The 12371-nt window shown below is 37.7% G+C and carries 12 protein-coding genes; 3 read left to right on the top strand and 9 right to left on the bottom strand.

Going from position 1 to position 12371, the window contains the following annotated elements; genetic code table 11:
- Positions 1-437: 437 nt before the first annotated feature.
- The 9 genes from GJB59_RS02285 to GJB59_RS02245 form a co-directional block, all read right to left on the bottom strand.
- Positions 438-1187 (bottom strand): hypothetical protein, encoded by a 750-nt coding sequence (locus GJB59_RS02285; RefSeq protein WP_142830791.1) that lies wholly within the window; start codon positions 1185-1187, stop codon positions 438-440.
- 89 nt (positions 1188-1276) lie between these two features.
- Positions 1277-2974 (bottom strand): SNIPE associated domain-containing protein, encoded by a 1698-nt coding sequence (locus GJB59_RS02280; RefSeq protein ID WP_142830789.1) that lies wholly within the window; start codon positions 2972-2974, stop codon positions 1277-1279.
- Between the two features lie 371 nt (positions 2975-3345).
- Positions 3346-4347, bottom strand: coding sequence for a DNA/RNA non-specific endonuclease (locus GJB59_RS02275; protein WP_142830787.1), 1002 nt, complete (start codon positions 4345-4347; stop codon positions 3346-3348).
- 257 nt (positions 4348-4604) lie between these two features.
- Positions 4605-5423, bottom strand: coding sequence for a permease prefix domain 1-containing protein (locus GJB59_RS02270; RefSeq protein WP_142830785.1), 819 nt, complete (start codon positions 5421-5423; stop codon positions 4605-4607).
- Positions 5420-5761 (bottom strand): PadR family transcriptional regulator, encoded by a 342-nt coding sequence (locus GJB59_RS02265; protein WP_142830783.1) that lies wholly within the window; start codon positions 5759-5761, stop codon positions 5420-5422. The genes GJB59_RS02270 and GJB59_RS02265 overlap by 4 nt, the downstream gene beginning before the upstream one ends.
- A 224-nt stretch (positions 5762-5985) precedes the next feature.
- Positions 5986-6276 carry a helix-turn-helix domain-containing protein gene (locus tag GJB59_RS02260; protein ID WP_142830781.1) on the bottom strand — a complete coding sequence of 97 codons (291 nt, stop codon included), beginning with the start codon at positions 6274-6276 and terminating at the stop codon, positions 5986-5988.
- A gap of 5 nt (positions 6277-6281) precedes the next feature.
- Positions 6282-6734: a hypothetical protein gene (locus GJB59_RS02255; protein ID WP_142830779.1), complete on the bottom strand. Its 453-nt coding sequence runs from the start codon at positions 6732-6734 to the stop codon at positions 6282-6284.
- 80 nt (positions 6735-6814) lie between these two features.
- Positions 6815-7663, bottom strand: a complete 849-nt coding sequence (locus GJB59_RS02250; protein ID WP_142830777.1) for a site-specific integrase — start codon at positions 7661-7663, stop codon at positions 6815-6817.
- A 142-nt stretch (positions 7664-7805) separates the two neighbouring features.
- Positions 7806-9308: a primase C-terminal domain-containing protein gene (locus GJB59_RS02245; protein WP_236015370.1), complete on the bottom strand. Its 1503-nt coding sequence runs from the start codon at positions 9306-9308 to the stop codon at positions 7806-7808.
- An 892-nt stretch (positions 9309-10200) separates the two neighbouring features.
- Between GJB59_RS02245 and GJB59_RS02240 the strand changes: the two genes are divergently transcribed.
- The 3 genes from GJB59_RS02240 to GJB59_RS19175 all read left to right on the top strand — a co-directional run bounded on the left by GJB59_RS02240 (position 10201) and on the right by GJB59_RS19175 (position 12318).
- Complete coding sequence (locus tag GJB59_RS02240) at positions 10201-11010, top strand: AAA family ATPase (protein WP_142830773.1); 810 nt, start codon at positions 10201-10203, stop codon at positions 11008-11010.
- A complete protein-coding gene (locus GJB59_RS02235) occupies positions 11003-11464 on the top strand; it encodes an SH2 domain-containing protein (RefSeq protein ID WP_142830771.1) in 462 nt (153 codons plus the stop codon). The genes GJB59_RS02240 and GJB59_RS02235 overlap by 8 nt, the downstream gene beginning before the upstream one ends.
- A gap of 731 nt (positions 11465-12195) precedes the next feature.
- Complete coding sequence (locus GJB59_RS19175; RefSeq protein ID WP_268951299.1) at positions 12196-12318, top strand: hypothetical protein; 123 nt, start codon at positions 12196-12198, stop codon at positions 12316-12318.
- Positions 12319-12371: the final 53 nt, after the last annotated feature.

Here is a 12371-nt window from a genome sequence, read left to right as displayed (position 1 = left end):
AAACGGCGTTATTGGGTATTTTATCACCGGCAGTGACACTAATGAAGAATCCAACTAAAATCGCTTATTTTTATATCATTGCTATAATTTAAAAGACGTTCGCAAAGTGACTACTCCTTATGCGAACGTCTTTTTTCCTTTGTCGCAGCAGAAAGATATGATCTGTTATTTTCTAAAGACTCTTTGCGAAGATTATTAATTTGTAGCGATGCTACTCCAAAAGCAACTAATCCTCCTAGTATGCCACCTGTATAGCTACTAAAGAATGAAACCCATGAGCTTTAATCCCCTATAGTTAAATGTCCATAAGGAAGTCTTGTTAATTGCCCAACAATAACCGGCGCTAGAAATATTGCTATTACAACAATACTCATAATTTTCCATTTTTGAATCTTTCTCATTTCCAACCTCAAAAAAAGAGAACGTCAAAACAGCAATCAAGCTGAATCGACATCCTCTAATTGATCAGGGAGAGTCTCATACTTCTTTATATTTCTTTTATTTTTTATTTTTGGATTTTTATCAAATATAGTACTTATACTGTTCAGTAGGAAATACAAAATCAGTACTGCTATAAAAAAACCTACGATTGTAATGGTTGTATCGTAAGAAAACAGCCCTTTTCCTTTGCTAATAAAAGATTCTATCAATACCAAGTAGGTTGCCATTGCTAATATTATCGAAGTATATTCTGTGATTTTTCTAGTTTTTAAAAACAAGCTGCCTGGTAAACTAATCCAAGGGTTAATAGTTTTAGTTGCTATAAACCAATTAAATCCTTCCGCGTTAACTACATATCTTTCCCAATAAATATTCTCTATTTTGTTAGAAATTTTATTGAACTCTCTTGATAACTCCTGATTACTTAACTCAGTCACGTTTAGCTTTATTGATAATACTATGATTTCATTTATCAATATGTCGTCATAAAGTTTATAAATTTCAGTGTCATTGGCATAAGACTTAATAAAATTTTTTATAGAAATAATATCATACCTTTTAACATTCGTTATGGTTACTACTTCTGAATACATTTTAGCCAGAAACTTTGTGACACTTTCTTCTGACATAGCGGCAAACTTTTTATTTCGTTCACTCGATTTACCTATTACGTAAGCAAGTACGGATGAAATAATCACCACAATTATAGGAACGTAATCTTTAATTATTGACCATTCAATTTCCATAATTTCAACTCTTCTCTCAATTTTAAACCTATCATTCTAAATTCAGGCATCTACCAACAGTACAAGTCACTACTGAGTAACTTCTATATTCAATTCAAGAGCACAAGATTAATTTCATCTAAATCCTGGTTATTTAAGGCATTTTTAATAGCCAAAGATTCGTAGTAATTCTTTCCGACCGGTTCATCTTCAAAGACTATGTTCTTTCCAACAATTGAAAATACTTCTTGTTTGATTTGATCTAATTTTACATTAAAAAATTCTTTTCTATTATTTACAAGATTTACTCGATTGGCATTAAAAACAGAATGCAAGTGATATTCTAAATGAGGCGCATCATCTGTTAAAATCATAGCATGAACGTCATATTCAAATGGGACGGCTGCCCCGCTTAATTCTTTAATCCGATCAGCAGGTTCTAACCTTCTCGTCATACCAATTTTATAAACATCTTTACCAAATGCTCCAATATTAGAGATAATATAGACATATCCCGACTTGCCTACTAAATGGATATATTCTAACTCTTCTCTTTTCTTCTCAATTAACTCTAATGAATCATACAACTCGCTTATTCTATTTAGCACTGCCATATCATTTTCTTCTGTCTCGATATTTTGTTTATGCAATGCGAATAGTTCTTTCTCGACTTCCTTTTGGTGCTTACTATACTCCAACTTCTTTTCTTGAATTTCACGTTCCACTTTTCTTGTTTCACGTTCTTCTTCTCTCAAGGCTCTTAATTTTTCTTTTTCCTCCTGCTCAAACAATTTAAGTTCATACACCAATTTTAATTCTTCAATTTTCAATTGATGGTATTCATCACAAATAACTAACTCGTTCTTTGCATTTAATTTATTTACTGAAGCCAGTGATTTATCCATTCTTGATTCCACAATGTCAAAATTAGAATACTTTAAAGAAGCAATAGCATTGTCACATTCGGTATTATAGGAACGAATCATGGCCTTGATATTTAATTCAGCCATCTTTCGCCCTTCACGTAAACTGCCATTAACTGTCCATACAGTTCCTTCAATTATCACACGTTTTTGTTTAATCATTTCTTTTTGCTTTTGGTAGTTAATATTTAATTCATCTTTATACATTTCTGTAGTAGTAAAGGGGGAATCTTTTTTGTAAAAAGCTACTGATTGAAAATTTCGTTCATCTCTAGCTACAACGAATGATTCTTTCAATTCTCGATAGTTACGAAGAACTTTCTCCTTATTAATTAATTGCTTTTCTAATTCCATTAAATTATTTTGGTACTGCTTCACTTGCTCTTTTTGAGATTCTAGTCTCTGATCTAACTCTTTGATAAGCTTCCTTTCATTTTCCGTAGCTTTGAGATATCTATCTTCAGCAGTACGATTAATTCCTTCAATTAAAGTCGAAAGTTCGAGAGATTTTTGAGTTCTCTCATTGGTTATCTTATTAAGAGATGACTCTTCGTCTTGAACTTTTTCTTTTAAGAAATTTAGATGAGTAGTTTTTTTATTTATTTGAGATTCCAGGGTTATTATCTCTAATTTATTGGCCTCGATTTTTGCTTCGAAAAAATTTACTTGTCCTCTTAACTTTTCTAGATTGTTGATGGTCGTATCCATTTCTTCCAACTGCTTTTGCAAAACGCTATAATCACCTTGTAAAATTTTAAAATCGTGTTGCAAATAATCATTTTCACCTTGTTGCTGTAATAAATGAACATTTTTCTCTTCTAATTCTTTTTCCAAAACTCCTATTCTATCCAAAGCTTCTTGATATGTCTTTTTAGTAACGAACATGGACGGTGACCCCCTTTAACTTTTAAAGCTTTTTTAGGAAACGAAAAGTATCTCTCTATCTTCAACGAATAGATGCCTTTTATCTCATCTAATAATTTATTAACTGATACTAATTTATCATACAGAACAACTAAAGTACCTTGAAATTGTAATAGTTGTTGCTGAGTTCCATTTCTAATCAGAAAAAGAGGCTCTAAATTGAAAATGAACTAAATCCAAATATTAGACAGTTATTAGATATCTTTATTTGGGATTCAGCCCACATGTTTAAATTATTAATCTAGACAATCCTCTATTGCTTATAGTAAATAAAAAAGACCTCATTTGAATCGAGGTCCTTACTATAATAGATTCTTACAAGGTTTAGGAGCTTACTCCCCAACCATCCCGTCATTGTCATTATCCCGCATGTGGGGGTATAACCAATGATCACTCATGATTGGCATACGGAAACCTGCTGCTTCGGCTTCTTTAATCGTCACCTGTCCATTGCCGTTTGTATCGACACTGGCTGCATCACCGCCTGTGTTTGCAGCGGGTGACTCGGCAGGCTGATTATCTGTGTCTGCACTAGAGTCAGTAGGCTCACTGCCTGTTAACCCGAGGGATGCGTTTACTTCATCCGGATTCACGTTGTCAAAGGCATCCACGACTTCGTTTCCCATTACCGTATACGTATATTGATAACTGGAAGGAATCTGCGTTTCCGTATCCGGATAGGTGATGATGGCTTCAAAATCAGTGGCTCCACCTGCGTCACGGATGACGTCTTCCATATACGCTTGATCGCCATGGCGGTTGAGCCTACTTTCTTGCGGGGTAATATTATAGGCATTCGACACCCCTCCAAGAGAATCTGCAAGGACATGCCCCTCATCCAATACGTCACTTTCGACACCCGGCACCTTGGCTTCATCGGAATAGTACCTGCCAGACGATAAGACAGGTTCACTGCTGTCATTCTGTACAATGATTTCATCTGCAACGACACGCGCCAGCTGCCCGTGTTCATTCGTAAAGGCCCAATAGTCACGGTCTCCATAGCCAATGTTAACGGCGACGCTCGGTTCACGCGTTCCAGACAAATCCCCCCCATCCACTTCGATCAGTTCATATCCTGCGAACAGCTCTTCAGTTGGTTGAGCTGCTGGTTCCTCTGCGGCGGGTTCCTCCATAACCGCAGTGACAGTTTCTTCTTTTTCACTATTTTCATTTGCTTCAGCTACGGTTACTTCTTCAACATCTGTCTCTATTGCAGCTACTTCTGGTCCATCTGTTTCTGCATCTGTAATGGATGCGTCTTCTGCGTTGGTACACCCAACCATAAAGATGGCCGTTAAAAGTACGAGTAAATAGTTCATTTTCTTTTTCATTTGAAGACGCTCCCCCTAATCATTTTGTATTATTCTTATAATCTCAGAATTTAACATTGATTAATATTTTTACCTATCGATAATAGTATATTCCAAGATTAATGTTAAGACAGTAACTACTTTTAGGATAAATTGATTTTGAAAAGGATTATGAGGTAAACAAAAAAAGTAGAGAAGAAAATTAAACCCATCTTCTCTGCCTCTTATGAATTGTATTTTTAAAATGTGATTTATACTTGACCATTCAGCTTGGAGTTCTAGTTGAGAGCTACTTTTCTCTTACCCATTATCATATAAACTAAATATCCGACAATATTAAAGAAAGCAAATACTAAAATCCATACGATATTCAATCGTTTATGATGGTAGGCATTGATGGTTGCCCAAATGGTGAATAAGGTGGCATAAACAGCGATTCCTGAAAACAAAATGATGCCCATCCAGCTGCCGATGAGTCTTGTTTCCATTTCAACATACCACTGATTTCCATCGCCATTTCCATACGGATAGAAATTGGCTAATAGCCAGTCTGGGGACCAAACCGGTTTGGTGTACCGGTATTCAGGTGTAGCATTTTCCACATAACCAAATACGGAATTTACACCTACATCGCTAACATCATAAATTTTCACCTCAGAGATTTGATCGGTTCCATCTATTAAGGCGGCGATTTCCGTTTTCATTGAATCGGTAAGTGAACCTTGGCTTCTCAAAACCTCCAGTACAGCTGTCGCAACTTCGGAGTTCTCAGAGGCATTTTCATTTTCGAATGCTGAAATCAATCCGAATGCTGTAAAACTCAAAAACAATACTGCTGCTGCTAAATATAGGACCCATTTGGCGAATATTCTTTGAGCTCTAAACAATTGACTGACAATCGAGCGCATTTCTTGTTCCCCACCAAAACGTTCAATGGCAAGGGCAATTGCCTCTTTTTCTGATTTCCCTTCAGATTTCAGTTCGTGAACCGCTTCTAACAAGTGGCTTTTCATTTCAGCTTTTGAATCATCAATCTCTTTTCTATTTCCGCCGACCCCCTGATACACGTCTTCAACATATGCCTCTATTTGCTTCACCCCTCTTCTCCCCCTTCTAAAAATGAATCCATAAGTTTTTTCACAAATGCCCATTCTGAACGCTTTTCTATGTAGCCTTCTTTCCCTAAAGAAGTGAGTTTATAATATTTTCTTCTTCCACCGGGTCCTTGTTCATCGCCCCAGTACGAAGCAATCCATTCATTTTTTTCAAGTCGCTTTAAAGACAGATAAAGCGTGCCTTCTTTTAGCTCGAATTGTTCTTCACTTTTCTCACGCACAATTTTAGCTATTTCATACCCATACATATCCCTGCCATGCAAAAGAGAAAGGATTAGTGTATCGATATGACCTTTTAACACTTCTTTATTAATTTCCATTATTCACACCCCCTCTTTTATTACTTTATTTCATATTACTCTATAATACAAGGTATTATAGAAAAAAATAATTATTACTTAAAAAATTCTAAAAGAGATGCAATTCCGTACGCATGAGATCAACATTTTAAATATATAAATGAACATCAAAAAAGACTGCCTCTTGGCAGCCTTATCTTATATCCCTATCTAAACCTTCTAACTTTAAGTGGTTACCTTCTGAACTATTGATGTACTAGGTAGTTCTTATCCGTCGAAGTACCATCTTCCTTCAAATTCAAGGCTGTATAGACTTTCTCGACGGTGCTCTTTCGAATTCCTGGATCTCCACCTTCAAGTCGGCTAATGGTTTTCTGAGTAAGACCAGCTTTTTTAGCAAGATCCATTTGAGAAAATCCTAACTCCATCCGTCTTTTAAAGATGGTTCGACTTTGACTATATTCATCGCTTTCTAATGCTTCTTTCATCGCATCATTGTGTACCAACCGGTTTCTCAAATCAGTTAATGTGGCCATTTTTTTCACCCCTCAAAGAACTCTTTTTCCCGCTTTGTCCGCTTCACATAATCATGTAGTTGCTTTGCTTTTCTCATGTAGAAATTCGTCATATCCGGTTTTCCATGAACTTTCGTAAATCCATAAACAAATATATAACAAGGTTCATCCTTGTAATGATAAGGAAAATAAATGAATCGATGAAATTCAGCTCGATCATCCGCCTTCATTTCAAAAATCCGCGGTTCTGAAAGCCGCTTTACCAACTCCAGATCCATTTCACGCCCCCGAAAAATCCGTTTTACCCGGTAAGGTGCCGATTCGCCCAATGGGTACAGGGCTTCCGGCGCATCTTTCAAATCTTCAAAGCCCTGAAAAATCAACACACTCAGTTCCGTATCTTCGGTGGCCAGCTTTTCAATAAAGGCAAATACCTGGTGCTGATTATCAATCGTTTTGGAAAAATAAATCTCTGTCATAGATAGTATAATCGAAATGACTTAAATTGTCTAAAATTTTAAGTCATTTCAAACTCCTTTCGCCTATTACATTTTTACATTCATTTATGACGCTCAAAAACGAGCTTTAACGTCGATGTAAGCGATGCGGGCGTTACACCCAATAACTCCACCATTTCATCAAACGACTTCTCCTGAACCTTGTAAAGGTCGTAAATATAAGCAATTCGAACCTCTTCTGTCTTAAACGGCTTTGGCAAGATTCTTGTTAACCCGGAATAGATATCTTTCATGTTATTCCGGACATAATCTGGACCGAATTTCTTATCCGATGCTACCAAGTAATCGTGTTCTCGAAAAAACGCTCGCTCCATCGCTTGTACAATGACCGCTACTTCTGTCGAATCCTCGAAAGTTAACTGCCAAAAAACATCCTGGGACGTCACAAAATTCATTTCGATTCGGTCCCCCAAATCACGGAAATGTCTACTCCGTAACCGCTCAATCTCCCGCATCCGAAAACCAACCATCGCAAAGAGAAAGTAAAGCTTCGCATTCAACATCAACGTCCGATGCTGTAGCACCTTTTTCTTTTGCTCCGCAAACTCAGAATAAAGCAATTCTGCTACTGGTTTCTCCACCACCAACTTGTATTCAAACTTAGGCATGAAATCAACCTGTACCTTCCCCATCTTCCAAAGGTAATGAAAATACTGCCGAATATGGGATAGTTTTCGTTTAACCGTACCCGACTTTAACCCTTTTGCCTTCTCCTGATCCAAGAATGCCCGCACATCGGACGGTTTGATTTCATACGGCTCCAGCTGTTTCTGATTCCGCAGGTTCACAAAACGAACAAATGACTTCAACAGTTCCAATTCCGTCACCAGCGTACCAGGAGAAATGCCCTCTTTTAATCGATACTCCTCATAGCCATACAGCATCTTCATTCCCCTGCCCTTCTTTACATCTAGTTTAACAGGTAAAAGAAAATCACCAAAATGAATTCACTAAGGTAGATAAAAATGCACGACTAAAACTTATCAATCAAAACAGAACACGTATACAGATATGTATTGGCAGACTGGACACTTATGACGAATTGAATTTTTTTCCAGTTAGAGCCGGGTTTTCAGGAAATTTCGTCAGCAAAGCGAGTTGATTTTCAAGTTCCCATAAGGCGCTAGCATTCTCACGTGAGCCAGTCATCAAAGAGACCGCATCGGTATACAAAGCACGGTGCTGCTGGTTGTATTCAAGGGCGCACTGAAGAAGCACAGCAACAGAGGTCAAACCGGTCTGTGCGCTGCGCCCTTTCCCAATTCGCTTGATTAAGAGTTTCTTGGATTTCCGGATGACTTCGTTGAACGTGCTGCGGGACATTCCGACTGCTTCACACACGGCACTCTGTGTGGTCCATATAATCGGTTGCACCGTACTGGCTTCCGATTGGATGTAGGCGAGTAAGTCCCCTTCCCACTCGTCATAGTGGCTGCGGACGCGATCTTTCCGTTCCTTCTTGAATTTGTACCAGCCTCCTACGTGATTCGTGACCGGTACATCTTTTCCTGGAAGCCAATTCTCGAGAAGTTCTCGAATATAGAGTTGGCTCGCGCCTTTGAAGCGCCCCTTGTAGGCGCTCTTCACAATTTTCTGAACCTCACTGTGGCGTACAGGTGCTGCCAATGAAGAATTGTATTCATCCAGCAGGTCCAAGGTCTCCCCCTGCCCTTTTCCAGCACTGTAACAAGCCAGCGCGAGCGTATACATCAGGTTGTCACGTCCAATCTGTCCGTCGCTTCCTTTTACGTGGCGGGTGGCCAATAATTCCCGGAACCACTCGGCGTGTGTCGGATCCAGTGCCTCCCCTTTCGATTCCACCACGAATAGCCCGCGGTTCTGATCATCGTCCTGTCGTTTCGACCAAGCAATTAAGTTGTGCATGGAAAAGACCATCTTGTCGGAGAACCAGCGGACGTTTTCTTCGTTGGGCATGCGGAAAAAACCAAAATCATTACACGAGAGATCCACTCCCTGCAAAACCTTGGCCAAGCTGCGCCGGATGTTCTCAGAAATGCGTTTGGCCACTTTCAGTCCGCGGTAGTCGTTCTGGTTGCTGATGAACAGTGGCGTTTCCAACACAAAATAGACCTGAAAGCCTTTTGGCGTCTCCAGGACCAGCGTTGGGATTCCGACGCTGTGATCAAGTGCAGCGGTCAGGATTTCCGTATACGGTTGTTTTTTCGAGTCGATGTCGACAACGAACGTATTGATTTGCTGCAGGTTCTTTTCGGTGTGTCCCTTGAGGTGCCGTTTTTGAGTATCACTATACCCTAAGTAGTTGTGTACATTGGGGGTCCAATGCGAAAGTTCAACAGAATCCTCCAAGAGAGTCTCTTTCGAGGTAATCACATACCCTCTAACACCTCCTGGTGTCGATAGATCTTCTTTAGATCGGGTCACAGAGATTGCACCTTTTTTATGCCTTTGCGTTTCCTTCTGATCATTGATTAGTTGAGGAAGGGATGCAGCAGATCCTATCTTTTTAAAAGTATTAATTCCTTCGTGCAAAAGCAAATTAAATATATTGGTCATTGTAACCACACAGCAGTCCCCTTCCCCGTGTTCTACGAGCTATACTTAGTCTCTCTATATTTAAAGCTAAAGCAAGGAAACAGCTCTGTAAATAGCGGTAAATCAAGGGTTTCGTACTTACAAAAGTAGATATTTCTACTTTTCTACTTTTGTTAGAATGAACAGCATTCTCGCAAAAGTAGATATTTCTACTTTTCTACTTTTATTAGAATGAACAGCATTCTCGCAAAGGTAGATATTTCTACTTTTCTACTTATGTGAGAATAAAAAAATAAAAATCTATAAAAAGAGAAATTTAAACATTAGATATGGCAATCTTTTAAGCATTTTTAAATTATCTCGTATTCTAACATAAGTGGATTTTTCTACTTTTGTTAGAATTTCCACCTTTCTAACAAAAGTAGATATTTCTACTTTTCTACTTTTGTTAGAATGAACAGCATTCTCGCAAAAGTAGATATTTCTACTTTTCTACTTTTATTAGAATGAACAGCATTCTCGCAAAAGTAGATATTTCTTCTTTTCTACTTTTGTTAGAATGAACAGCATGCACGCAAAAGTAGATATTTCTACTTTTCTACTTTTGTTAGAATTAATTGATTTGTCGCAGAGGTAGATATTTCTACTTTTCTACTTTTGTTAGAACAATAAGCATTCTCACATAAGTAGATATTTCTACTCTTCTACTTATGTTTATATGAACAGCATTCTCACACAGGTAGATATTTCTACTTTTCTACCGACGCGAGGAATAACTCCTAAATATTACATTTGTGTTACAATTTATTTTTAATTCTCACAAACTTCTACTTGTGTTATTATCAGAACTATACAGAAGTAGAAGTTTGTGAGGTAGAAGTTTGTAGTTATCTAAATTTTAGGAGGAATAATAATGACAGCTAAAACAATTGTTGTAGGTAATTTTAAAGGTGGAGTGGGTAAAACCAAAGTTTCTGTCATGGTAAGTTGGGAATACGCAACTATACATAAGAAGAAGGTTCTTCTCGTTGATATGGATCCACAGGGGAACGCCAGCACATTGGTAGCCCGTTCAGCAGGAATTGGAGAGATTGGACAAACCATATTTGATGGCTTCAAGAATCAAAACCTCCAAGACGTTGTTATTAAGGTTTCGGAAAATCTTGACCTGATTCCAGCCGCTGTGTCTTTTAAAAACTTTTCAAAATTTTTATACCAAAACTTTCAGAATGATTTCGATCAAATTACTTTATTAAAGACACTACTAGAACCTCTAAAAGCAAACTATGACTATATTTTCATTGATGTTCCACCGACGATCAGCGACTACTCAGACAATGCTATGATGGCTTCTGATTATGTTCTTATCATATTGCAAGCTCAAGAACTTTCGTTGGAGGGTGCAGAAACGTACGTATCATATTTGCAGTTTATGGCAGATGAATACGAAGCCGATATTCAAGTTCTCGGTGTATTGCCGGTACTTTTAAGAGCAGGTGGACGAGTAGACGTAAGTACAGTTGAACGCGCAACTGAACTTTTCGGGGAAGACAATGTCTTTAAAAATGTCATTAAGCATTTAGAACGCTTAAAGGCGTGGGACGTGACCGGAATTAAAAGCGAAGATCATCACGACCGAAAAGCTCATCAAACATTTTTAGATGTCGTCGATGAAATAGAGGGAAAACTTGCTAGGTTTGAGGAGGAGAATACCCATGTCTGAAAGCTCAAAGAAAGGCCCTCTAATTAAGAAAAAGACAAGAACTAGTACACTTGAAAGACCAAAGCCTGTAGTAATAAACAGTCAAAATGATTTCAAATTCAATAATGGTCCCTTAAACTCATCACAGCCTGCTGACAAAGGATTTGATGTTGTAGAAAAAAATGTACTTAACTCATTACCTGAGAGTAATTCTGTAATTCCCGCTCCCGAACCAAAGATAAGAAAGCCCCGTAAAGCAAAGTCCGTTGTAGGAAAAACTAATAACGTTAAGTCCATTAAAGTGCCTAATGAACTTCACATTCAAATTGGAGTACTTGGAAAGTTCATGGACGAAAATAAAACTTATGCCATTATTTCAGAACTTGTAGAGTATTATACAAAAAATGAGTTAACCGATCGGCAACAAAAACAATTTGACTACATGACCGGATTCTTCAATGAAGAAGGTGAGTAAAGTTTTATAGATTAATATTTTTTAACTTCCTAACAAATATCTACCTAACACAGGTAGATATTTCTACTTTAGTTAGGTAGATATTTCTGCTTTGGTTAATTAGATATATATCCTAGAGGTAGAATTCAGTCTTGATTAACTAATATCCATCCATATGAAGATATAGGAACAAATGACTTGAAATGTTGAAAAACAAACCCTCTATTCCGTTTTATGAACTGAATCCAAAATGGCAGACACTGTTAAAGTGAGCTCATTTGGGATTTTTCTGCTTGCAAACGTTGCGGGATGTTTGTAAAAGAAGCTCTACTTATGGGTCACATCCTGTGAGGCAGACATTGACACTTATATTTCCTGTTCATTAACTTATACTAGGATGACCTTTCTTAATAAGTTTATGAATTTTTTTCATATTCTTTGATCTGTTCATGTCAAACTCACCGATTAATTCTTCTGTTTGCGAAAGCAAATGTTCCTTTTCCACTGAAATTAAAAAAAATCTCAAAACACCTATATTTATTCCATATCCTTTGAATACAATGAAAAAAAATCTTTTAATCGCTCACGTTACATGTCGCTGGTCTATAAATTATTGCGAACGGGTTAGAAAAAGTCTTGATTGTTGCGCTGGTTCTCCTATTTATTATTCCAATTCCGATTGTGTGTCTAGATTCCTCAATCGATACGTACATGTATGCACTTTGATAGGCTGTCGTGACGACAACGACTGTATGTTACGGCGATTTATCATCGGGAAGACAATCGTCGGACGCATGCTGGCTGTCATCTTAATGCAGGTTGGTATTATCGAGACATTGACTTCGATGATCACCGGTTTCTTTAGTAGAGATTAAGCAAAGAATTACGAAAAACGAATTTGGGGGATACTGAAATCAATTGAAGAGGC

The organism is Planococcus soli, from assembly GCF_016881065.1.
GTDB classification, from domain to species: domain Bacteria; phylum Bacillota; class Bacilli; order Bacillales_A; family Planococcaceae; genus Planococcus; species Planococcus soli.
This window is presented reverse-complemented; position numbering and strand designations above follow the sequence as displayed.

Coding starts and splice junctions, on each gene's coding strand:
- GJB59_RS02285 (WP_142830791.1), bottom strand. CDS start 1,187: ATGGAAATTGAATGGTCAATAATTAAAGATTACGTTCCTATAATTGTG.
- GJB59_RS02280 (WP_142830789.1), bottom strand. CDS start 2,974: ATGTTCGTTACTAAAAAGACATATCAAGAAGCTTTGGATAGAATAGGA.
- GJB59_RS02275 (WP_142830787.1), bottom strand. CDS start 4,347: ATGAAAAAGAAAATGAACTATTTACTCGTACTTTTAACGGCCATCTTT.
- GJB59_RS02265 (WP_142830783.1), bottom strand. CDS start 5,761: ATGGAAATTAATAAAGAAGTGTTAAAAGGTCATATCGATACACTAATC.
- GJB59_RS02260 (WP_142830781.1), bottom strand. CDS start 6,276: ATGGCCACATTAACTGATTTGAGAAACCGGTTGGTACACAATGATGCG.
- GJB59_RS02255 (WP_142830779.1), bottom strand. CDS start 6,734: ATGACAGAGATTTATTTTTCCAAAACGATTGATAATCAGCACCAGGTA.
- GJB59_RS02250 (WP_142830777.1), bottom strand. CDS start 7,663: ATGAAGATGCTGTATGGCTATGAGGAGTATCGATTAAAAGAGGGCATT.
- GJB59_RS02245 (WP_236015370.1), bottom strand. CDS start 9,308: ATGACCAATATATTTAATTTGCTTTTGCACGAAGGAATTAATACTTTT.
- GJB59_RS02240 (WP_142830773.1), top strand. CDS start 10,201: ATGACAGCTAAAACAATTGTTGTAGGTAATTTTAAAGGTGGAGTGGGT.
- GJB59_RS02235 (WP_142830771.1), top strand. CDS start 11,003: ATGTCTGAAAGCTCAAAGAAAGGCCCTCTAATTAAGAAAAAGACAAGA.
- GJB59_RS19175 (WP_268951299.1), top strand. CDS start 12,196: ATGTTACGGCGATTTATCATCGGGAAGACAATCGTCGGACGCATGCTG.